General features: G+C 71.2%; 1 pseudogene. It reads left to right on the forward strand.

Annotated features, from left to right (window positions below):
• Nucleotides 1–386: pseudogene (locus IG90_RS40445) on the forward strand (hypothetical protein); the annotation flags it as partial.

The raw sequence follows: 386 nt of genomic DNA on the forward strand, positions 1-386 counted from the left end.
CGACCCCGAGTACGGCGAGGAAGCCGTCAAGATCGTCGGGGACCTCGCCAAGGAAGCGCGGAAGGTCGGCATCAAGTTCCGCCTCGCCAACCAGTCCCCCAACGCCTCCGAACTGGGCGGGGAGACGCTGATCCGCGACATCCTCCAGGGCGGCAACAACGCCGTCCTGCGCTCCGGTTCGTCCGCGACCGGGAAGCGGGCCGCCGGCAGCGCCCTGGACGGCGTCGACCCCGGCGCCATCCCGAAGGAGTTCTCCGACGGCACCTCCACCGGCGGCCTCGGCTACCTCGCCGGACCCGACAACCGCACCGCCATGTGGCGCGCACCGTACGTGGAGGACCCCTACGGCCTGGCCCACGAAGGGTTCACCACCGGCATCGAGCAGG

It is taken from the genome of Streptomyces anulatus (assembly GCF_000721175.1).
GTDB lineage: Bacteria > Actinomycetota > Actinomycetes > Streptomycetales > Streptomycetaceae > Streptomyces > Streptomyces anulatus_C.